Source organism: Paracoccus sp. J55 (assembly GCF_000513975.1).
In the GTDB taxonomy this organism is placed as follows: Bacteria; Pseudomonadota; Alphaproteobacteria; order Rhodobacterales; family Rhodobacteraceae; genus Paracoccus.
Genome location: NZ_AZVA01000045.1, coordinates 1 through 20,346, shown reverse-complemented (window position 1 = coordinate 20,346; position 20,346 = coordinate 1). Strand labels below are relative to the sequence as shown.

The 20,346-nt window shown below is 64.3% G+C and carries 23 protein-coding genes; 11 read left to right on the top strand and 12 right to left on the bottom strand.

Translation table 11 applies throughout. The features are described 5' to 3' along the window. The 11 genes from PARJ55_RS0119530 to PARJ55_RS22675 form a co-directional block, all read right to left on the bottom strand. Nucleotides 1–419, bottom strand: a 419-nt coding sequence (locus PARJ55_RS0119530; protein ID WP_028714528.1) for an IS66 family transposase zinc-finger binding domain-containing protein, incomplete at its 3' end; no start/stop codon positions are given. A 59-nt stretch (nucleotides 420–478) separates the two neighbouring features. Then, nucleotides 479–826, bottom strand: a complete 348-nt coding sequence (tnpB, locus tag PARJ55_RS0119525; protein WP_028714527.1) for an IS66 family insertion sequence element accessory protein TnpB — start codon at nucleotides 824–826, stop codon at nucleotides 479–481. Then, nucleotides 823–1,218, bottom strand: coding sequence for a transposase (locus PARJ55_RS0119520; RefSeq protein WP_028714526.1), 396 nt, complete (start codon nucleotides 1,216–1,218; stop codon nucleotides 823–825). Before PARJ55_RS0119520 ends, tnpB begins: the two co-directional genes overlap by 4 nt. A 435-nt stretch (nucleotides 1,219–1,653) precedes the next feature. Next, the gene (locus PARJ55_RS0119515) at nucleotides 1,654–2,412 is read right to left on the bottom strand and encodes an SDR family NAD(P)-dependent oxidoreductase (protein ID WP_028714525.1); all 759 of its coding nucleotides are present in this window, start codon (nucleotides 2,410–2,412) and stop codon (nucleotides 1,654–1,656) included. Nucleotides 2,413–2,427: 15 nt separating this feature from the next. Further along, nucleotides 2,428–3,135, bottom strand: coding sequence for a nitroreductase (locus PARJ55_RS0119510; protein WP_051416376.1), 708 nt, complete (start codon nucleotides 3,133–3,135; stop codon nucleotides 2,428–2,430). Then, a complete protein-coding gene (locus PARJ55_RS0119505; protein ID WP_028714523.1) occupies nucleotides 3,132–3,869 on the bottom strand; it encodes a FadR/GntR family transcriptional regulator in 738 nt (245 codons plus the stop codon). The genes PARJ55_RS0119510 and PARJ55_RS0119505 overlap by 4 nt, the downstream gene beginning before the upstream one ends. Beyond that, nucleotides 3,859–5,511, bottom strand: a complete 1,653-nt coding sequence (locus PARJ55_RS0119500; RefSeq protein WP_028714522.1) for an acyl-CoA synthetase — start codon at nucleotides 5,509–5,511, stop codon at nucleotides 3,859–3,861. The genes PARJ55_RS0119505 and PARJ55_RS0119500 overlap by 11 nt, the downstream gene beginning before the upstream one ends. A gap of 38 nt (nucleotides 5,512–5,549) precedes the next feature. After that, nucleotides 5,550–6,749 carry a CaiB/BaiF CoA-transferase family protein gene (locus tag PARJ55_RS0119495; RefSeq protein WP_198019398.1) on the bottom strand — a complete coding sequence of 400 codons (1,200 nt, stop codon included), beginning with the start codon at nucleotides 6,747–6,749 and terminating at the stop codon, nucleotides 5,550–5,552. Next, nucleotides 6,743–7,516 (bottom strand): SDR family NAD(P)-dependent oxidoreductase, encoded by a 774-nt coding sequence (locus PARJ55_RS0119490; RefSeq protein ID WP_036714622.1) that lies wholly within the window; start codon nucleotides 7,514–7,516, stop codon nucleotides 6,743–6,745. The genes PARJ55_RS0119495 and PARJ55_RS0119490 overlap by 7 nt, the downstream gene beginning before the upstream one ends. Continuing rightward, entirely contained in the window at nucleotides 7,513–8,688 is a 1,176-nt protein-coding gene (locus PARJ55_RS0119485) for an acyl-CoA dehydrogenase family protein (protein ID WP_028714519.1), read from the bottom strand. The genes PARJ55_RS0119490 and PARJ55_RS0119485 overlap by 4 nt, the downstream gene beginning before the upstream one ends. 11 nt (nucleotides 8,689–8,699) lie before the next feature. Continuing rightward, nucleotides 8,700–9,794 carry a phosphotransferase gene (locus PARJ55_RS22675; protein ID WP_036714620.1) on the bottom strand — a complete coding sequence of 365 codons (1,095 nt, stop codon included), beginning with the start codon at nucleotides 9,792–9,794 and terminating at the stop codon, nucleotides 8,700–8,702. Nucleotides 9,795–10,014: 220 nt separating this feature from the next. On the opposite strand from PARJ55_RS22675, the gene PARJ55_RS0119475 reads away from it, so the two are divergent. The 7 genes from PARJ55_RS0119475 (at nucleotide 10,015) to PARJ55_RS0119445 (ending at nucleotide 18,384) form a co-directional block, all read left to right on the top strand. After that, a complete protein-coding gene (locus PARJ55_RS0119475) occupies nucleotides 10,015–11,331 on the top strand; it encodes an ABC transporter substrate-binding protein (RefSeq protein ID WP_036714619.1) in 1,317 nt (438 codons plus the stop codon). 38 nt (nucleotides 11,332–11,369) lie between these two features. Then, entirely contained in the window at nucleotides 11,370–12,176 is an 807-nt protein-coding gene (locus PARJ55_RS0119470; protein ID WP_028714517.1) for an ABC transporter ATP-binding protein, read from the top strand. Continuing rightward, on the top strand, nucleotides 12,173–14,293 hold the full coding sequence (locus PARJ55_RS23610) for an ATP-binding cassette domain-containing protein (RefSeq protein ID WP_084637931.1): 2,121 nt from the start codon (nucleotides 12,173–12,175) through the stop codon (nucleotides 14,291–14,293). Before PARJ55_RS0119470 ends, PARJ55_RS23610 begins: the two co-directional genes overlap by 4 nt. 1 nt (nucleotide 14,294) lies before the next feature. Then, on the top strand, nucleotides 14,295–15,185 hold the full coding sequence (locus tag PARJ55_RS0119460) for a branched-chain amino acid ABC transporter permease (RefSeq protein ID WP_028714515.1): 891 nt from the start codon (nucleotides 14,295–14,297) through the stop codon (nucleotides 15,183–15,185). A 2-nt stretch (nucleotides 15,186–15,187) separates the two neighbouring features. Beyond that, nucleotides 15,188–16,252 (top strand): branched-chain amino acid ABC transporter permease, encoded by a 1,065-nt coding sequence (locus PARJ55_RS0119455; protein WP_028714514.1) that lies wholly within the window; start codon nucleotides 15,188–15,190, stop codon nucleotides 16,250–16,252. Between the two features lie 109 nt (nucleotides 16,253–16,361). Then, a complete protein-coding gene (locus tag PARJ55_RS0119450; protein ID WP_084637930.1) occupies nucleotides 16,362–17,195 on the top strand; it encodes an enoyl-CoA hydratase-related protein in 834 nt (277 codons plus the stop codon). Between the two features lie 13 nt (nucleotides 17,196–17,208). Then, the gene (locus PARJ55_RS0119445; RefSeq protein ID WP_028714512.1) at nucleotides 17,209–18,384 is read left to right on the top strand and encodes a thiolase domain-containing protein; all 1,176 of its coding nucleotides are present in this window, start codon (nucleotides 17,209–17,211) and stop codon (nucleotides 18,382–18,384) included. On the opposite strand, the gene PARJ55_RS24400 is transcribed toward PARJ55_RS0119445, so the two are convergent. Continuing rightward, nucleotides 18,371–18,742: a hypothetical protein gene (locus PARJ55_RS24400; protein ID WP_198019399.1), complete on the bottom strand. Its 372-nt coding sequence runs from the start codon at nucleotides 18,740–18,742 to the stop codon at nucleotides 18,371–18,373. The genes PARJ55_RS0119445 and PARJ55_RS24400 overlap by 14 nt on opposite strands. Between PARJ55_RS24400 and PARJ55_RS24910 the strand changes: the two genes are divergently transcribed. The 4 genes from PARJ55_RS24910 to PARJ55_RS23595 all read left to right on the top strand — a co-directional run. Beyond that, on the top strand, nucleotides 18,638–18,886 hold the full coding sequence (locus PARJ55_RS24910; RefSeq protein WP_198019397.1) for a TetR/AcrR family transcriptional regulator C-terminal ligand-binding domain-containing protein: 249 nt from the start codon (nucleotides 18,638–18,640) through the stop codon (nucleotides 18,884–18,886). The two genes, PARJ55_RS24400 and PARJ55_RS24910, sit on opposite strands and share 105 nt — an antisense overlap. A gap of 191 nt (nucleotides 18,887–19,077) precedes the next feature. Beyond that, on the top strand, nucleotides 19,078–19,311 hold the full coding sequence (locus tag PARJ55_RS23600) for a transposase (RefSeq protein WP_232215754.1): 234 nt from the start codon (nucleotides 19,078–19,080) through the stop codon (nucleotides 19,309–19,311). After that, complete coding sequence (locus tag PARJ55_RS0119435; protein WP_198019396.1) at nucleotides 19,298–19,993, top strand: hypothetical protein; 696 nt, start codon at nucleotides 19,298–19,300, stop codon at nucleotides 19,991–19,993. The genes PARJ55_RS23600 and PARJ55_RS0119435 overlap by 14 nt, the downstream gene beginning before the upstream one ends. A gap of 230 nt (nucleotides 19,994–20,223) precedes the next feature. Then, nucleotides 20,224–20,346: helix-turn-helix domain-containing protein (locus PARJ55_RS23595; protein WP_198019395.1), on the top strand; the 123-nt coding region annotated here is incomplete at its 3' end.

The window sequence follows — 20,346 nt, the reverse complement described above, 5'->3', positions numbered from 1 at the left end:
ATCCGGTTCACGATGAAGCGCCCAGGAACATACTCCAGCTCTTCCGTGACGTCCTCGCCGATCCGGCGCAGGCGACCGCCGCAATCGGCACAGGCATCGGCGCCGGGCATCAGTTCCACCTCCATCCGGGGGATATGATCCGGGATCGGACGGCGCTTGGGTTTGCCCTTCTCCTCGATGTCCGGCAGACGCATCCGCGCCGTCATCGCGGCGGCCGCGATCTCGCTGGCCTCAAGAGCCAACTGAAGCTGTTCTGCCGTCTCCGAGGACGCGCCGAACCGGTGTGCCCGGTGCCCGGCCAGTTGGTGGCGCAGCTTCTCGATCAGGATCGCCTGCGCCTTCACCTCGGCCAGAAGCCGCGCGGTGAAGCTGCGAAGCTCCTCGGGGTCGTCCGGCAGGGTCAGGGTGTGATCGAGCATGGGAGAAGTCTATCTCACGGGATTCCTTGTGGGAATCCTGCGATTGCATGCCCCTTGGATTAGCCTGCCGCCAAGGGCCTCCAGGTCCGCTCCGGCGCGCGCCAGTCGATCCCTTCCAGGAGCATCGACAGCTGCGCCGGCGTCAGCGCCACCTTGCCTTCCTTCGCCGAGGGCCAGACGAACCGTCCCTTCTCCAGCCGCTTCATGAACATGCAGGCCCCCTGGCCATCCCACCAGATCACCTTCACTAGATCGCCCCGGCGACCGCGGAACACGAACAGATGCCCGGCGAACGGGTCCTGCTTCAGCACGGCCTCGGCCTGCGCCGCGAGCGCTGCAAAGCCCTTGCGCATGTCCGTCACCCCGGCCGCCAGCCAGACCCTCGTAGTGGCCGGAACCGGGATCACGCCGTGAGACCCCGGATCAGCCGCGCCAGCGCCTCGGGATCATAGCTCCCGCTGATCCGCATCCGGTGACCGCCGGCCAGCTCGATCTCGATGCGGTTCTCGGCGACAGGCGCTGCCGCAGGTGCTTGCTCTTCCGCGACTATCTCTACCGGCAAAAACCGCGCCTCCTCCGACGAGGCCGGAACCGACGCCGGGTCGGGCGCAAAGCGGGGATCGCGCAACCACTTGAAGATCAGGTTCGCATTGACCGCGTAGCGTCGCGCCACCTGCGCTACCGAAACGCCCGGCGCAGCCGTCTGGAAACAGATCGACCGCTTCTCCTCATCCGTCCAGAGCCGCTTCGTCCGACGCGCCACGCCATCACCATAGTGTCCACTATCGATGGTGGACACTATCCCGCACCCTCAGCACGCGGCAGGGCGGTCAGGCCGGACGGTTACGCTTCACGGCGATCTGGCGGGCATTCTGGCGCTGAGCCTGAATGCGGATCGGCTGACCGGACAGCAAAAAACCTCCTGCAAACAGGAGGTTGAGGAAAGTGCAGGATTTTGGTTGCGGGGGCAGGATCTAATCTTCACTTGCTGCCCGAGCAAGTGAAGATGGTTGCGGGGACCGGCGTCGATCATAACTTGCAATCGACGCCAGCAAAGATGGTTGCGGGAGCGCGCAACTACCGATGCCGACACTCGTTGGAGGTCGCTGTCTAGCAGCCCTCCAACCGAGCGTGACCCCCGGCCGTAACGTACAGCCTCATATCCTCCAGCCCCAGGCCTCTGCCGCACACGCTCGGTAACACTGACTGGCAGGACGGTGCGGACTCATTCCCTCTATCCCTGCATTCTCAATGCAGCATCCAGACGATGGACCGAGCCGTTCATCATCGGGTTGCGGATAATGGTCATCGCCAGATCGGCGAACTCCTCGGGTTTCCCGAACCGCCGCGGGAACGGAATCGTGTCAATCACCGCCTGACGAACTTCTTCCGTCATGGCATCGACCATGGCAGTTCCCATCAGGCCCGGCGCGATTGCAGCAACGCGGATGCCATGAGATGCGAATTCCCGTGCGGCAGGCAGGGTCAGAGCGGCGACGCCCCCCTTCGAGGCACCATAGGCTGCCTGACCGATCTGCGCCTCATAGGCCGCAACCGAGGCAGTGTTGACGATCACCCCCCTCTCACCAGTGGCATCAGGTGCATTGGTTGTCATCCGGTGGGCTGCAAGCCTCAGCCAGTTAAAAGTGCCGATCAGGTTAACACTTACCACGCGCTCGAATTCTTCGAGGTCCATCGGGCCGCTGCGTCCGATGATGCGCTTGCCCGGTGCAATGCCCGCACAGTTCACCAAGACATGCGGAGCACCCAGTTTATCGACGATCTCAGACATCGCGGCCTGACCAGCCGCCGCATTGGCGACATCGCAGCTTATGCCCAGGGCACTGATGCGGCTTGCTGCTGCCTGCGTCCTGTCGGGGTGCAGATCGACTATTGCGACACGTGCACCAGCCTCGGTCAGGGCCGAAGCGGTGGCAAAGCCCAGCCCGGAGGCTCCACCGGTTACGACCGCCACCTTGTTGTCAATATCCATGTTGTTTCCTCTGTATCAGTGTGCGTCGCCAATGAAGCGCGCGAAGCCCTCCACCGGCTCGCGTTCTGTTTCGAACATGTTTTCCGGGGCCATCGGCGCAGCGCGGCCCAGCGCCATGCCCAGAATGACTTGCCGATCCGCTGGAATCGAAAGCTGTTCAGAAATCACCCTGTGGTAAGGGCAGAAAGCGGCTTGAGGGCAGGTATCCAGCCCGAGCCCGCGCGCCGCGATCATCACATTCTGCACAAACATGCCAAGATCCAACCAGCTTCCCTTTTCCATGTCTCGATCAAGCGTGAAGAACATCCCGACCGGGGCATCAAAGAACCGAAAATTGCGGGCGTGCTGTGCCGCCATCCGGTCGTTCTGGCCGCGCGCGATCCCGAGGCTGCCATAGAGCGCCCAGCCCACCTTGCGCCGCCGCGCCAGATAGGGCTCGCGCCATTGCCGCGGGTAATAGGCGTATTCGGCCTCGCCTTCCTCGCCTGCCAAAAAACGGCGGACCAGTTCCTCTCCCAAACGCCGCAGCGGTGCCCCGGTCACAACTATGACCTGCCAGGGCTGGATATTCGAGCCCGATGGTGCACGGGCCGCAGTCTCCAGAAGCCGGGTGATCGTTGCCTGCGGGATGGGATCAGGCAGGAAGGCGCGGATCGACCGGCGGCTACGGATCGCCTTCAGCACATCGCTCGCACCCGGCCCGACTTGCGCAGCCAAGGTCATGCCTGCCCTCCGGGCAGAACGGCCGGACGTTCCATCTCCAGATTTGCCAGCTCGTATCCGCGACGGAAATCAAGCACGTGTTTCTCCATCCAGACCCGCGCACGGGATGTGTCGCCCGCGCGGATGGCATCGACGATCTGCTCATGGGCAAAGAGAAGCCGTGCATTCGCGTTCAGCCGCGACATCACCGCCAGAAACGGTGGGTAGAACAGCTCTCCGATCGGCAGACGGGCCGCCTCGATCGCCCGGTTTGCCGTCGCCTTCGCGACCAGTTCGTGGAACGCAATGTCGAGTTCCGTCAGCCGCACCGGATCTGCAAGCGCCGCGCGGGTCTCGGTCAGATTCTGCTCCAACGCCGCGATGTCCGCCTCCGTCCGCCGTCGCGCTGCGCCATCGGCTGCGGCTGGTTCCAAGGCATACATGGCCTCCCACAATTCCTCGAAGGTCACTTGGTCCAGCACCATCGCGATCTTCAGACGTTGCGAGATGTCGCCCGATTGGGGCAGGGTCGCAAACAGCTTCTTCTTGCCCACCTCACGCCGGACGAAGCCGTTCTGCTCGAGCACCCGGATCGCCTCGCGGATGGTCGAGCGATTGACGCCCAGCTTTTCCGCCAGTTTGGCCTCGGAGGGCAGGGTCTCGCCCGGCTTGATTTCGCGCGAGATGATCTTGCGTTCGATTTCCGCCGCAAAGGCGCGGAAGGCGGGCTGGGGCGTCGCGACGTCAGGAGGCATTGGCTTTGGAAACCTGTATTTGGAGTTCGGAATTGCGGCTCTTTTCAAGATCGCGCAGAGCCTTGCGCTGTATCTTGCCGGTCTGGGTCTTGGGAAGCTCCGGCACGGCCTCGATCTCGCGCGGATATTTATAGGGCGCGGTAGAGGCTTTGACATGCTCCTGTATCTCACCGACGAGCTGCTCGGTCAGCTCTCGCGCGTCGCGCAGGACGACGAATGCCTTGACGATCTCGCCCCGGTGCTGGTCGGGCTTGCCGATCACGGCGCATTCAAGGATCGCCGGATGGTCGAGAAGGGCATTCTCGACCTCGGTCGGGCCGATCCGGTAGCCGGAAGAGCTGATCACATCATCCCGCCGGCCCCGATAGTAGAAATAGCCATCGGCATCGCGTTCGCCCCGGTCGCCGGTCAGAAACCACCTCCCGTCCGGCCCCTCAACGATCGCGGCCCTTGTCCGCTCATCATCGTGCAGATAGCCCAGCATCATCTGGGGCACAGGCAGGCGGATCGCGATCTCACCCTCGGCGCAAGCCGGCAAACGCAGGCCGTCATCGTCGATCACGTCGAGGTCGAGCCCCGGCATCGGCAGGCCCATGGACCCGTCGCGAACCTCCTTGCAGGGGTAGTTCAGCAATGTCATTAGCGTTTCCGTCTGGCCGTAGGCCTCCAGGATCGGGATGCCGGTCCGTTGGCGCCAGCGGTCGGCCACCACGGGATTGAGGGTTTCGCCCGAAGAGACAGTATGGCGCAGAGAGGTCAGGTCATGCGCTGCGATTTCCTCGTCCACGACGCGGAAGAGTTCGGTTCCGGGCGCGCAATAGACGGTCACGCGATATTTCGCCAGCAGCCGCAGCCGCTCTGCCGGGTCGAAGGGACCATCGAAGAAGAAGCTGCACGCCCCCATGCTCCACGGACCGAAGAGGATGGATGTGCCCGCCTTGGACCAGCCGACATCGGCCGTGCACCAGATGATGTCGCCGGGGCCGAGATCGAGCCAGAACTCGGCCGAGCCGCGCCAAGCATAGAGGCCGCGCGCGGCATGCAGCACGCCCTTTGGCATCCCTGTCGAGCCGGAGGTGTAGTAGAGGACGGCCGGGTCATCCGCCATCACCTCGGCCGGGGCGATGTCGGCCGGGGCATTGGCCAGAGCGGTATCCCAGTCATCAAAGCCCGGTGCGGCACCACCGATTGACAACCGCGCGGGGGCCGCGCTCAGCAGGCCGTCGAATTTCGCGGCATGGGACAGCCGGCAGATCACGCCCTTCACCCCGGCATGGTCGATACGGAAGGCAAGATCCTTTGCGGTCAGCATCTCGATGCAGGGGATCGCCACGGCCCCGATGCGCAGGCAGGCCACCATCGCGATCTGCCATTCCGGGATGCGCGGCGTCATGATCAACACCACATCGCCCTTGCCGATGCCACGCGCCGCCAGCGCCGCGGCCGCACGGCGTGACGCGGCCGAAATGTCGGAGAAGCGGAAAGACCGCTCCTCGCCTTCGGCATTAGCCCAGATCAGTGCCATGCCGTCTCCTTCGCCGGCGAACCGGTCAACGACATCGGTGGCGAAGTTGAACCGCTCAGGAACCTTCCAACTGAAGCTGCCGCGTGTCGCCTCATAATCCTGCATGTTGCGGGGCATCTGTCCCTCCTACCTTGGATGAAGCCCATTCCTGACCATCAGATGGCACCTGCCTCCCGCAGGGTGCCGATCTGCGTTTCGTCGTAGCCGAGGCCCTCCAGAACCTCTTTCGTGTGTTCGCCAAGCCGTGGCGGAGCCGACCGGATCGACGCCGGGGTCTCTGACAGTTTGATCGGGAAGCCGAGTTGCGGCACGGCGCCTTCGACCGGATGCTCGACATGCAGCAGCATGTCGCGCGCACGGGCGTGATCGGTGACCAGGGCTTCGGCGATATCGAGCACCGGGCCGAATGGAATATCGGAGGGACCGAGCTCGTCCACCCATTCATCGCGGCTCCGGGTCATAAAGCGTGCCTGCAAAGCGGCCTTTTGGGCATCGGCCTCCTCACCCTCGGGCCATTGCCGGTCGATGAACTCGGGCGTTCCGAAAACCTGGCAGAATCGCTCCCAGAAATGCTCTTCGATGGCGCCCAGCGCGACATGGCGGCCGTCGGCACATTCATAGACGTTGTAGCAGGGAGCCCGTCCGATCAGGGGACGCTCGCCGCCCCTCGGCTCGATCCCGGCGAAAAGCGCATCTGCGCCATGCAGAGCCAGCCAAGAAATCGCGCCGTCATGCATCGATATGTCGACGAACTGGCCCTGCCCGGTTTTGGCTCGCGACCAGAGCGCGGCCAGAATGCCCGTCGTGGCCATCAGCGACCCGCCGCCCACATCGGCAATCGAGAGGCCCGGCACAATCGGCCCCTCGCCCGCCTTTCCAAACAGCTGCAGCGCACCCGCCTCGGCAAGATAGTTCATGTCGTGGCCCGGGCGCAGCCTCCACGGACCGGTCTGCCCATAGCCTGAGATGGCGCAATAGACGAGGCCCGGGTTGATGGCGCGCAGATCTTCGTAGCCGAGGCCCAGCCTGTCCATCACCCCCGGCCGGAACCCCTCGATCAGGATATCGGCACCGCGCACCAGATCGCGCAGGATGGTCTTGCCCGCCTCGGTCTTGAGATTGAGCGTCAGGCTGCGCTTGTTTCGGTTCAGCAGCAGGAACGACCCGGATTCCTCCTTGGCGATCGGCGGGAAGGCGCGGTTGTAGTCACCGGTCCCGGGCTGCTCGATCTTGAGTACCTCTGCGCCCATATCGGCCAGAACCTGGGTGGCGAAAGCACCGGGCAAAAGGCGGGTCAAATCGAGCACCTTCAGGCCATCGAGTGCCATCTCTGGGCTTTCACTCGCGTTCAGCATGCGGTCCATCCTCCGTCGACCATTAGGGTGGTTCCGGTGACATAGGCCGCCGCATCCGATGCCAGATACAGGCAGGCCCCCACCAACTCGTCTGGCTGGCCGAAACGGCCCATCGGCGTGCGGGCCATGACCCCTTCGGCCAGCGCGGCATTGCTGCGAAGACCCTCGGTCAGGTCGGTGGCGAAATAGCCGGGACCGACCGCATTCACGCGCACCCCGCGCCGCGCCCATTCGAGCCCCAGCTCGGCCGTCATCCGCTCGACGCCCGCTTTGGCGGCGCAATAGGCGGTGGTGCGATCCAGCGCGACGCGGGCCGCAACCGAGGTGATATTGATGATGGATCCTGCCCCCTGCTCCAGCATGGCGCGGCCCGCATGTTTGCAGGCGAAGAACACGCCCGTCAGGTTGACATCAATGATCTGCTGCCATTCCGAGCGCCCGGTATGCTCGGCCCGTTTGTAGAACGGGTTGATTCCGGCGTTGTTGGCGAGCACGTCGATCCGGCCCCAGCGGTCGCGGACGGTGGCGCAAAGGGCCTCGATCTGATCCTCATCGGTCACATCGGCAGGGCAGGCCAGCACCTCGCCTCCGATCTCGGCTACGGTGGCATCCAGCGTTTCGCGATTGCGTCCGGTTATCGCGACGCGGCACCCTTCGGCCACGAAACCCGCGGCGATGGCCTTGCCCAGACCACGCCCCCCCCCGGTGACGATCACGACTTTTCCCGATAGGCCGTCAAGCGCCTGTCTCAAAGCCGATCCCGTCATGCTGTCCTCCTCTCCAGCCTGCGTGCGATGCTCCAGCGATGTACTTCCGAGGGGCCGTCGTAAATGCGGAAGGCCCTGATGTCGCGAAAGATGCGTTCGACCTCGGTTTCGCGGGTGACGCCCATTCCGCCGAGGATCTGGACGGCACGGTCGGCCACGCGGAAGCAGGCCTCGGAGGCATGAACCTTGATCATGCTGCTTTCGGCAGATGCGCGGTTGCCCTGATCGAGAAGCCAAGCGCAATGGCGGACCCCCAGCCGGGTCAGATGCAGATCAATCTCGGTATCCGCCAGCATGAAGCCCACGCCCTCATGCCGAATCAGGGTCTGCCCGAAAGCCTCGCGTTCCTTCGCGTAGCAGGTGGCGATGTCATGGGCGCGCTGCGCCGCGCCGAGCCAGCGCATGCAATGGGTCAGCCGCGCCGGAACCAGCCGGACCTGCGCATAGCGGAACCCTTGGCCGATCTCGCCCAGAATGTCGGTCTCCGGGATTTCGAGCCCCTCGAGTTCGACAACGGCATGACCACCCGCAAAGCTCGAATCCATCGTGTCAAGGCTCCGCTGGATGCGGAAGCCGGGCGTAGGCAGATCGCACAGGAACATGGTGGCACCAAGTTCCTGACCGTCGACGATCGTCCGCGCCATGATGATCGCGAAGGCAGCCCCATCGGCACCGGTTATCAGCCATTTCATGCCGTTGATGACAAAGCGGTCCCCCTTTTTGACGGCGGTGGTGCTCAGCCGGCCAGGGTCGGCGCCGGCCCCGGGATGCGGTTCTGTCATGCAGAAACACGACCGGGTCCGCCCCTCGGTCATCGGTCGCAGCCAGCGCTCCTTTTGCGCGGACGTGGCGACGGCCTCCATCAGATGCATGTTGCCCTCGTCGGGGGCCGCGCAGTTCATGGCGATGGGGCCCAGCATCGAATAGCCCGATGCCTCCAGCACCACGGCCTTGCCCAGATGCGAAAGCCCCATGCCACCGAAATCGGTCGAGACCTGCGGGTTCAGGAGGCCGGCCGATCTCGCCTCGGCGACCAGATCGGCGCGTAGCCCCTCGTCGGGGCCATGCGGGCTTCGACGGGCATCGGCCTCGAAAGGAATGATCCGAGTCTCGACGAAGCTGCGCACACGCTCTTGCAACTCGACGAGTTCCGGCGGCAGGGAAAAGTCCATTCTGTCCTCCTTCAGAACAGTCGCCCGCGCGCCACATCCAGCGCAAAGGCGTAGAGATCGGTTCCCAACTCGCCGAAGGCGGCATAGCGGGGATCGGCGGTTTCGCCGGTGACATGGCGGCGATGCAATTGCAGGAATACCACCGCCAGTTTCAGCACGGTCAGCACCCGCCAAGGGCGGATATCGTTGATGCTGCGCCCGGTCTGACGCCCATAGGCGGCGGCGACCTCCTCGCGGCTGGCAAAGCCGGGGCGAGCGGTCGGCATCTGCGCTAGGCGATGCATGCAGGGCGGATCGCCAGGTTCGGTCCAGTAGGAGAGCATCGTCGCCAGATCGAACATCGCCGGACCGCGCGTCCCCATATCCCAATCGACAAGCGTGGTGGCGCGAAGGGTCCCCGGATCGAGCAGCAGATTGTCGAGCTTAAAATCCGAGTGCAGCAGCACCGGGTTCTCATCCGCAGGTGCGGCGCAGGCCTCCAGCCAGCGCACGACGTCGCGCGCGGCCTCGGGCAGATCGCCCCCCCCGACATCAATGGCGCGCCCGACCCACCCATGCAACTGGCGGCCGAAGAAACCACCCGGTCGCCCGAGGTTTTCCAGACCCACGGCCTCGGGTCTGACGGCATGCACCTGCGTCAGCGTCTTCACCAGCATGAGAGAGAGTGCCCGGCCCGTCTCGGGGGTGGCGGGCAGCGGATCAAGGCTGTCGCCCCGCAGCGTCAGGCCCTCGCGGAACTCCAGAATCTGGAAGGGCACCCCGATCACTGCCGGATCGGTGCACAGATGCAGGCTGCGCGGCGCCAGCGGCAGAGCCTCCCAGAGCCGCGACAGGATGCGGTGTTCACGCGCCATGTCGTTGGCGCCCGGCGGCAGCGGCCCGGACGGCGGGCGGCGCAGCACCGCCCAGCCATCTTGCAGACGGATCAGGTAGTTCAGGTTGGCCAGCCCGCCGGCGAACTGCCGTGGCAGGACCGTCGTGTCCAGCATCAGGCCGCCACGTGCCATCTCGGCTGCGACCGCCCGGATATCAAGCGGCACCTGGAAATGATCGGGCCTCAGGGCCAGACCGCTCGGCAAGGTGAGATGTGTCGATTCGAGGTGCATGTCAGGTCAATCCAGGTTCATTGGCCAATTTATTGTCGGACTAAAGCTTTGTCGTCAACAGTTTTGTCGGACCATATTTTTTCCAAAACCGTGCACCTTCAGAAAATATGGCGCTTTTCGTGAATTAAGAATCTTCTTGACGGGCCATTTTCTATATGACTAGAAATTATCGTCGGACCAAAACGGGTTGGAGGCCCGTTCCACGCCAAGGGAGGAAGTCATGAAATTTGTGCAGGGCGGCTTGGCCGTGCTTTGTCTGCTCGTGTCTGCGGCGGGGGCAACCGCGCAGACGGCCGAGCAGTTTGTGCCGGTGTCGATCTACCGTACCGGCCCCTATGCCGCAGGAGGTGTCGGGATCTACGGCGCCTATGCCGACTATCTCGAGATGCTCAATCAGCGCGATGGCGGCATCAACGGCGTGAAGCTGGTCTATCAGGAATGTGAGACCGCCTACCAACCCGACCGGATGATCGAATGCTACGAGCGCCAGAAGGGCATGGGTCCGACGGGTGCCGCCGCCTTCACGCCCTCGGGCACCAGCGGGGTCTATGCGCTGATCGATCGGATGACCGCCGACAAGATCCCCAGCGTGACCGTGGGGTACGGGCGCACCGACAGCTCGGACGGCCGTATCTTCCCCTATATCTTTCCCGCGGTCGCCAACTACTGGAGCGAGAATACCGCAACCATCCGCTGGATCGCCGAACAGGAGGGCGGGTTCGAAGCATTGAAGGGCAAGAAGATCGCCAATGTGGTGATGGACTTCGCCGCCGGCCGCGAGACCGAACCCGTGCTGGCGGCCCAGGCCGAGAAATACGGCTTCGAGGTCACCACCTTCCCGATTGCGCCTCCGGGGCTCGACCAACGGGCTGTCTGGTTGCAGGTGCGCCAGGCTAGACCCGACTGGGTGCTGTTCCGCGGCTGGGGCGCCGCAACCGCTGCTGGCCTGAAAGAAGCCCAGCGCGCCGGCATCGCCCGCGACAAGATCATAGGCTGGTGGTGGTCGGGTTCGGAAGAGGATGTGATCCCGGCCGGCGATGCGGCGAAGGGCTTCATCACCGGCAGCTTCCACGCAGTGGGTGGCAGCCATCCCATCTACGAAGACATACGGGCCCATGTCTATGCCAAGGGCAAGGGCCATGTCTCGGAAGAACGCATCGGGTCGACCTATTTCGTGCGCGGCATCCTGCATGCTGTCGTGGTGACCGAAGGCATACGCACCGCTATGCAAAAATTCGGCGACCGCCCCCTAACGGGTGAAGAGGTTCGCTGGGGCCTGGAACACCTGACCCTGACGACCGAGCGGCTTCGGGAGTTAGGACTGGAAGGCTTGATGGCCGAGATCGCAATCACCTGCGAGGATCACGAGGGCGGCGGTCGGGCAATCATGCAGCAATGGGATGGCGCGAAATGGAAAGTCATCTCTGACTGGATCGAGCCTGATGCCGAAATCGTCCGCCCGCTGATCGAGAAATCGGCCGCCGCCTATGCCACGGAAAAGGGTATCACGCCGCGCGACTGCGCGACCGAGGGCTGAGGCGCATGGAACGCCCTGTCGATACCATCAGCCCCGCGATGCGGGGCGCCTCTTCCCCGGCAGAGCCATTGCTTGCGGTGAACGCGATCGAGGTCGTCTATTCGCGTCAGGCGATGGTTCTGCATGCCCTGTCTCTGACGGTCCCGCGTCGCGGGGTCGCCGCCCTCCTGGGGGCCAACGGTGCCGGCAAGACCACGACACTGAAAGCCATCGCGGGCCTTTTGCGCAGCGAAAGGGGCGAGGTCACCAAAGGCACGATCCTTTACGACGGAGAACGGATCGACCGGCTGGACGCCTCGCAGATGGCCGCGCGCGGCATCTCGCTGGTGATGGAGGGGCGCCATGCCTTCGGCGGGCTTTCCGTCGAGGACAATCTGCGGGTCGGCGCCTTCACGCGCCGCGACGGCGCGGCCGCCGTGGCCCAGACGCTGGAGATGGTGTTCAGCTACTTTCCCCGCCTCAAGGAGCGCCGCAAATCCCATGCGGGACTCTTGTCGGGCGGCGAACAGCAGATGTGTGTCATCGGCCGCGCCCTGATGGCGCGGCCCCGGATGATCCTCCTGGACGAACCCTCGATGGGGCTCGCCCCGCAGCTCGTCGAAGAGATCTTCGGCATCATCGCCCGGCTGAACCGCGACGAAGGCGTGACCTTCCTGCTGGCCGAACAGAATGCCGCTGTTGCCCTGCGCTTTGCAACCCACGGCTGTCTTGTCGAAAACGGCCGGGTGATGCGCAGTGGACCCGCCGCTGAACTGGCCTCTGATCCCGAGATCAAGGCGAGCTACCTGGGCTTTGCCGATGAAGGCATGGCCAGCTTCACGGACCGCAAGAGGTGGCTGACATGAGTGTGATCGGAGCGAACAGGCCAGCCATGCTCCGGGCCGTAACGCCGACCCTGGCCGGACGCGGATCAGGCGAAAGCCTGCTGACGGCGCTCGAGCGGCTGTGTTCCCACGCGCCGGACCGGGTGCTGATGCGGCACAAACGGGGGGGCATCTGGCAGGGCTGGTCTGCAACTGACCTGCACAATCAGGTGTGCGCCCAAGCCGCAGTACTGAGCGCGCGCGGCATCGGTCCAGGCGACCGGGTGGCGGTGATCGGCGAGAACCGGCCCGAGCTCTATGCGGCCCTAGTCGCCGCACAGGGCCTTGGTGCCGATGCGATGCCGCTGGGGCCCGACTTCCTGCGCCGGTTCGGCATGCCCGAGGGGGGCGCGACACTGGCTCTGGCCGCCGATGAACATGCCGCCCGCTGGTGGTTAGGCGAGACCTTGCCACTTGCCGCCGATCCCGAAGCCGCCGGCACAGCGGTCCTGCCCGCAACCGCGCAACCCGGCAGGATCCTGCTTCATGTCGACGGGCGCGATGCGGCTCCGGCGCTCATCGCGCATGATCTCGACAGCCTGCTCACTGCCGCGGACGGCTTTGCGCCCGGCATCGGCGAGGGGGCGCGGCTGATCGCTTTCCTACCGGTTTCCTCTGTGGAGGACGCGGCTCTGTCGCTGGCGCTCCCGCTGGCGACTGGTGCCGTGATCAACTGCGTTGAAGGCCCGGCCACCCTGCCGCTCGATCTGCACGATGTGAATCCCGATGCGTTGGTGGCGCCGGCCCGGGTCTGGGAGCTGATCGACCGCGATATTCGCGCGCGCCTCGGGCAGGGCAGTGATGCGACGACAAGGGCGCGCGGCATCGGCGGTCGGTTCTATGCGGCATCGCTGCGGAATGCCATCGGCCTGACGCGGTGCCGGCTGGCCAGGGTCAGTTCGGGCCTTGTCGCGCCGACCACTCTCGACCGGCTGCGCGCCATGGGCATTCCTCTTGCCGAAGACTCTGCCGGCGATGCGGAAACCCGCGCCGAGGCGAAGCTGCGCGATGCACCTGCTGTCGACCGCGCCCGGGTCTGGCGCAGCGCCACCGGATTGCAGGCAGAGATCGCCGCAGACCCGGCAGAAGCGGCACGGCTGACCGATGCCGGCGGGGCCGAGGCCCTGTCTCAGGCTCTGGAGGCCGCAGCCCGAACGGCCGGACTCGCCGGCTGGACCCTACGCCCCAACGGCTTCGCTGTCGGCGAACTGACCCTGATGGGCGAAACGCGCCATCTGCGCAGCACCACTGCCCTGAGCGCCAAGCAGGACCGGATCGCCCGCCGGCACGAGGGCGCCCCTGCCGTGATGATGGAGGCCAGGGGCGTTTCGGTCGCCTTTGGCGGGGTCAAGGCTTTGACCGATGTATCCATGCAGGTCTTCAAGGGCGAGATCCTGTCGATCATCGGACCCAACGGGGCCGGCAAGACCTCGTTTCTCAACACGCTGAACGGCATCTATACCCCGCGCGAAGGCACGATCACTTTCGAGGGCAAGGTGCGTTCCCGGATGCGCCCGTCCGAGGCCGCAGCCAGCGGCATCGGACGTACCTTCCAGCATGTGGCCCTGTTTCCAGGACTGAACGTCATTGAAAACATTGTCGCGGCCCGCGCCGGCAAGGTCAGCAACAGCTTTCCGGGCGTCTTTTTCGCCCGGGCGCTGCGCCTGCCATCGGTCTTGCGGGAAGAGGGCGAAAGCCGAGCCGCGGCCGAGGCCATCCTCGATTTCCTCGATCTGACGCCGATCCGCTACCGAGCGGTGTCGACCCTGCCCTACGGCGTACAGAAACGGGTGGAGCTTGGCCGGGCGCTCGCGACAGAGCCGCGCATTCTGCTGCTTGACGAACCGATGGCCGGCATGACGCACGAGGAAAAGCAGGACATGTGCCGGTTCATCCGCGCCGCCAATGCCGAACTGGGCACGACGATCGTTCTGATCGAACACGACATCGGCGTGGTCATGGGCTTGTCCGACCGCGTGGTGGTGCTGAACTACGGCCGCAAGATCGCCGACGGCACACCCGCCGAGGTCCGCGCTGATCCCGAGGTGATCCGTGCCTATCTGGGCACCGGCGCCGATATCGCAGCAGTGGAGGGCTGACATGTCACCGCTTTCATTCTTTTTCGAGGTGCTGATCGGCGGCCTGCTGTCGGGGGTGATGTACACACTGGTCGCCTTGGGCTTCGTGCTGATCTTCAAGGCTTCGGGGGTGTTCAACTTCGCCCAGGGCGCCATGGTGCTGTTCGCCGCGCTGAACTTCGTTGGGTTCACCGAACTCGGGCTGCCCTGGTGGGCGGCGCTGGTGCTGACGCTGGCCGCGATGGTGCTGCTGGCCATGGCCATCGAGCGCGCGGTGCTGCGGCCGCTTCTGGGACAGGATCACATGATCGTCTTCATGGCGACCATCGGCCTGTCGATCTTCATCGAGGGTCTGGCGCAGCTGATATGGGGCACGGATGTGCGCGGACTCAACCTGGGCCTGCCCGAGGATCCGATCTTTATCGGCGATATCCTGGTGTCGCGGGCCGATCTGATGACGGCGGGGGTGGCTGCGCTTCTGGTGCTGGGCCTGTCGCTGTTCTTCACCCTGACCCGGATCGGGCGCGCCCTGCGCGCGGTGGCCGATGACACGCAGGCGGCACAGGTGGCCGGGGTGCCGCTCGGTATGATCTGGGCCGTGGTGTGGAGCGCGGCCGGCGTGATTGCACTGGTCGCAGGGCTGGTGTGGGGCGCGCGCCTCGGTGTGCAGTTTGCGCTGACACTGATCGCCCTGAAGGCGCTGCCGGTCATGCTTCTGGGAGGGTTCAACTCGATCCCCGGGGCTATCGTCGCGGGCCTTCTGATCGGGGCAACCGAGAAATTGGCCGAAGTCTATATCGGCCCCTATGTGGGCGGCGGGATCGAGAACTGGTTCCCCTATGCCCTGGCCGTGGCGGTGTTGGTCTTCCGCCCGGCAGGCCTGTTCGGCAGCACCAGCATAGCGAGGGTCTGAGCATGTTCTATCGTGATGCCGGTTCGTTGAAGACGAGCTATGCACAGGAACTTCAGTTGTTTCCGGTGGCGCAGGAGCGGTGGGCCTTCCTGATCCTGCTGCTGGTCGGGGGCGTGGTTCTGCCGCTGGTGGCGGGCAACTACTGGCTGGGCTCGATCCTCCTGCCGTTTCTGATCCTTTCGCTGGCGGCGATCGGGGCAAATGTTCTGACGGGCTACGCCGGGCAGATCTCGCTTGGCTCCGGCGCCTTCATGGCGGTCGGGGCCTATGCGGCGGTGAACATGGTGATCCGCATCCCGGCGCTGCCCTTCCCCCTGGCCTTCCTTCTGGCGGGCGTGATCGCGGGGCTGGTCTGCGCCGTCTTCGGGCTGCTGAGCCTGCGGATCCGCGGCCTCTATGTCGTGGTTGCGACGCTGATGGCGCAATTCTTCATCGAATGGATCTGCACCCATGTGCCCTGGCTCTTCCTCAACAACGCCTCGGGCATTGTGGGGGCGCCGCCACTGTCGCTGTTCGGCATTCCGCTGACATCGGTCGCAGCGCGCTACGAGGTCGCCTTCGTCTTCACCGTGGGCCTGGCGCTCGTCGCCCGCAACCTCGTCCGCTCGGCCGAGGGTCGCGGCTGGCTGGCGGTGCGCGACAAGGAGACGGCAGCCGTCCTGACCGGAATTTCCGTGCCACGCGCCAAGATCACCGCCTTCGCGGTCTGCGGGTTCTTCTGCGGGGTGGCGGGCGCGATGTGGAGCTTTCTCTACCTCGGCAATGTGGATGTCGAGGCCTTCACCATGCACCGCTCGTTCCAGATCCTGTTCATGGTGATCATCGGGGGGCTGGGCAGCATAGCCGGCTCGTTCCTCGGCGCGGGCTTCATCGTGCTGCTGCCCGTGGCGATCACCAATCTCGCGACACTGCTGGGGGGCACGATCCGCCCCGACACGGTTGCCAATCTGGAGTTGATGATCTTCGGCGGGCTCATCATCGGCTTTCTCATCCTCGAACCGCACGGCCTGGCGCGGCTTGCGATGCGCGCCCGCGCGCGCCTGCGCAACTGGCCGCTGCGATATTGACGGATGTCGACAAAACGCCTGCCCATCCTGTCCGCCCGAGGAGGGTCGCCACCCCGCAAAGCCGCCCAGCGGCGCATCTTCGCTTTCCCCTGACTGGAGAGATAGCCTCATGACCAACCCGAGAGAGACCAGCCCGAGCGGGAATGCCCGGCCCGAGAGCACGCCGCCCGAAACGGAAACCGGTTTCGTGACGACACGCCGTGAAGGCCGTGTCGCCGTGATCACCCTGAACCGTCCCGAAGCCCTGAACGCCATCACGATCGCCATGGCGGCAGAGCTCGCACGGGTCGTGCGCGCGCTGGAGGTTGACGACAGCGTGGGCTGCCTGCTCATACGGGGCGAAGGCCGCCACTTCTGTGCCGGGGCCGACATCAAGGAAGCGATCCCGGTCGCTTTTCCGCGCACACTGACAGGTAATTACCTCGCCGACCTGGGCACCCTTGGCGAATGCCGTAAGCCGGTCGTCGCCGTGGTGTCCGGCGCGGCACTTGGTGGGGGATGCGAGTTGGCGCTGATGTGCGACATGATCCTTGCGGACGAAACTGCCCGTTTCGGACTGCCGGAGATACGCCTGGGCACCATGCCCGGCGCGGGCGGCACACAAAGGCTTCCGCAGGCCATCGGCAAAGCCAGAGCCATGGAGATGGCCCTGACCGGACGCCCCATGGATGCGGCCGAAGCGCAGTCGGCCGGCCTGCTGACCCGCATCGTCCCCGCCGGCCGGTTGCAGGACGAGGCGATGGCGCTTGCTCGCAGCATCGCCGAGGCCTCTCTGCCCGCAGCCATGGCGATCAAGGAGGCCATCGCCGTCACCCCCGACGGACTCACCCAAGGGCTGCGCCTCGAACGGCGGCTTTTTCATGCGCTCTACGCTACGGCCGACCGTCGTGAAGGCATGGAGGCCTTTTCCGAAAAGCGCACCGCAGTCTTCCAGCACAAATAACGGAATGGGTCCTATGGCATCTGACATCTCTGATATCTGCATCATCGGCACCGGGCACACGCGCTTTGGGCGGCTCGACGACAATCTGGAAACGCTGATCGTCACAGCCAGCCGCGAGGCACTGCACGAAGCGGGCCTTTCGGGCGATGCGATCGACGCCATCTTTATCAGTCATTTCAATTCGGGACTGGTGCGCGACAGTTTCGTCTCGTCGCTGGTCTTGCAGACCGATCCCGGGCTGCGGTTCAAGCCATCGACGCGGGTCGAAAACGCCTGTGCCTCCGGGACGGCGGCAATTCATGCCGGCATGGCTGCGATCCTGGCGGGACAGGCAAAGCGGGTTCTGGTCGTCGGCGCCGAGAAGATGACCTCGCGCAGCACTCCCGAGGTCACCGAGGCCCTTGCCGGCGCTGGCTATCAGAACAACCCGGCCGAGGCGGCCCTCAGCTTCCCCGGCGTCTTCGCGCTGGCTGCGCAGGCCTATGGCGAACGCCATGGTGATCCCCTGCCAGCCATGGCGCAGATCGCCTCGAAAAACCACATGAATGCGATGGCGAATCCGCTCGCCCACATGCGCCGCCCGATGACGGTCGCAGACTGTGCCACCATAGGCGACCGCAATCCGGTCGTTGCCCCCCCTTTGCGCCTGACGGATTGCTCGCTGGTGTCTGACGGGGCGGCCGCGCTTGTCCTGACGTCCACCGATCTCGCACAGGGGCATGAGCATGTCGCGCGGTTCAGGGCGGCGGTGCAGGTCAACGATCTGCTTCCGATGTCGCTCAGGGACCTTGCGGCATTCGAAGGCCCGGCACGGGCGATCCGGCGGGCCTACTCCGAGGCAGGCATCGGTGTCGACGACCTCGGTTTCGCCGAGGTGCACGATTGCTTTACCATCGCGGAGCTGATGATCTACGAGGCGATGGGCCTGGCCGAGGCCGGAAACGGAGCAGAGGCCATCGCAAGCGGCCGCGTCCTGCGCGAAGGGCGCACCCCGGTCAATCTCTCGGGCGGATTGAAGGCCAAGGGCCATCCGATCGGCGCAACCGGCGTGTCGATGCACGTCATGGCCTTCCGTCAACTCACTGGCAATGCTGGAGAAATTCAGGCCCCGAACCCAAGGGCGGGATTGGTCTTCAACATGGGAGGAGTAGCAGTGGCCAACTATGCGTCTATACTTAGTTCATGCTGAACAAGGTATGATAGTTGGCCATGTCAGAGCCCTGAAACGAGAAAGCCCGGCGCGACGCCGAGCCCAATGGATGGGAATTGCGGTCGAAGCTATCACGACCGGCCTGGCGGCCGAGGCTGCTGAGGAGAAGACCATCATGATCGATGTCGAGTCGTGGCAGCGCCATTGATGGTGTGGATGGCTCCCGCTCCCGGCATCGCAATGTGCCATATTGGGTGCTGTCATCTGACCCCATTCCGGCCCTGGACGCGAGTTGCTGCACGAAGCGCTGGCCGGAAGCTCGACCGAACGTGCGGGCCAATGCACGGAATGTATCCTGCGCAACCTCGCCAGCATCATTGCTCGCGGTGTCCGGCAAGGCGCAACCCTGCCCGACGCGGAAACCCTGCTCGATCGGGTCGTGGCACCGGTGATCTATCGGATATTGTTCACGAAGACACCTCCCCCCACGCAATATGCCGCAGGACTGCTGCGGCAGTGTTTGGATGGGCAAATAGGCTGATTTGCGTTGACCCGTATAGTTCGATTACATTGCGGTCGAACACGTGGAACAGCCTCTCGCCTTGGAAATTGCAGCAGCCTCTTATAGTTCGTCACGTCCCGATTGGAACCGCCTTCTGATCTTGGTCTCAGATCTTAAGCTATGTCGTTATTGACGTCGTTACCGACGTCGTATCGAGGAGCTGACATCTGGTGCGTCATGTTGAGGTTCTGGGGCGGGAGCGTCGCCGCCGCTGGTCGGATGCCGAGAAGATTTCGGTTCTTGAGCGCGTTGGTGTTGGCGGCCGGACCGTGGCGGATGTTGCGCGCGAAGCCGACCTGACGCGGCAGCACATCTATCAGTGGCGCCAGGAGATGCGGCGCAAGGGGCTTTGGCCTGTCCCGGGTTCGGCGCTGTTTGTGCCCGCGTTTCATGGTGCTGGATGATGTGACATCAAGCTTTGACGCCGGACATCAGTTCAGTCTGATGGACACGATCCGGACCAAACTTCGCTACGGCGCGGCGAATGGCCTTCCGGGCGGGCTTCAATTCATCATCCTCAGCCATGACACGAGCCTGGAAAAATACTTTGACAGGCTCAACGGCACGACTGAATGGCATCACCAGAAGCTGCAAGGCATGCCGCCCCGTGGGCGACTGATGATTGCCGCGCAGCAGGCCAACCGTCTGAAAGCACAGGCTGAGCAGTATCTGAATGCGGGCCAGATAGACATTGGGGAGCCGTTTGTCCGCCAATACCTTGAATATAAGCTGGGCCAGATCATCACCCGTTTAGAGATTCCGGTGCCGCCCGACTACGCGACGCGGGGCGACAGACGCACCCTGTCTACCTACATAGACGCGATAACGGCGGCGGTTGATCTCTATCACGCAGCGGGACGCTGCGTCCTGACGCCTCAACAGATCGCCGATCTCAGGATCCATCATGTGCCGTCGATCATGGCGAACTATGTCAGTCATTACGAAACTGGCGCAGGCAATCCGTTTAATGCTTATGCGCTGCTTGGCGTCCTGCAAAGCGTGGACCAGCTTGCCAATTGCTTCCGCGTGATCGATCCCGCCACCAACCAGCCCGGCCAGTATTATCGGCGGCTCGACAGGCAGTAGTCTGCGAAAGTGGCACCTCCAGCCGGGATAGGCACTGTGCACCCGCGATCGCCATCCACATCATGGTAATCCTCCCCGTGGTTAAGAGGGATGCATAAGTAGAATTTTTTCGTAGCGTGATCTGATGAGAACGGCGGTGAGAAATTCGTCCACGGTAGCGGTGGCTTGGTGCTGCTGCGGGCGGCGTAAAAGTCGTCCACCTATTCCCTTTCTGCGGCGGCAGGGAGGGCGTGAGGATTTACAGCGTGGACCTATATCTGAGAGTTCGCCAGGCTTGCGCGGAAGGCATGAGCCAGCGGGAAGCGGCGCGGGTGTTCAACATCTCGCGTGACACGGTTGCGAAGATGATGACC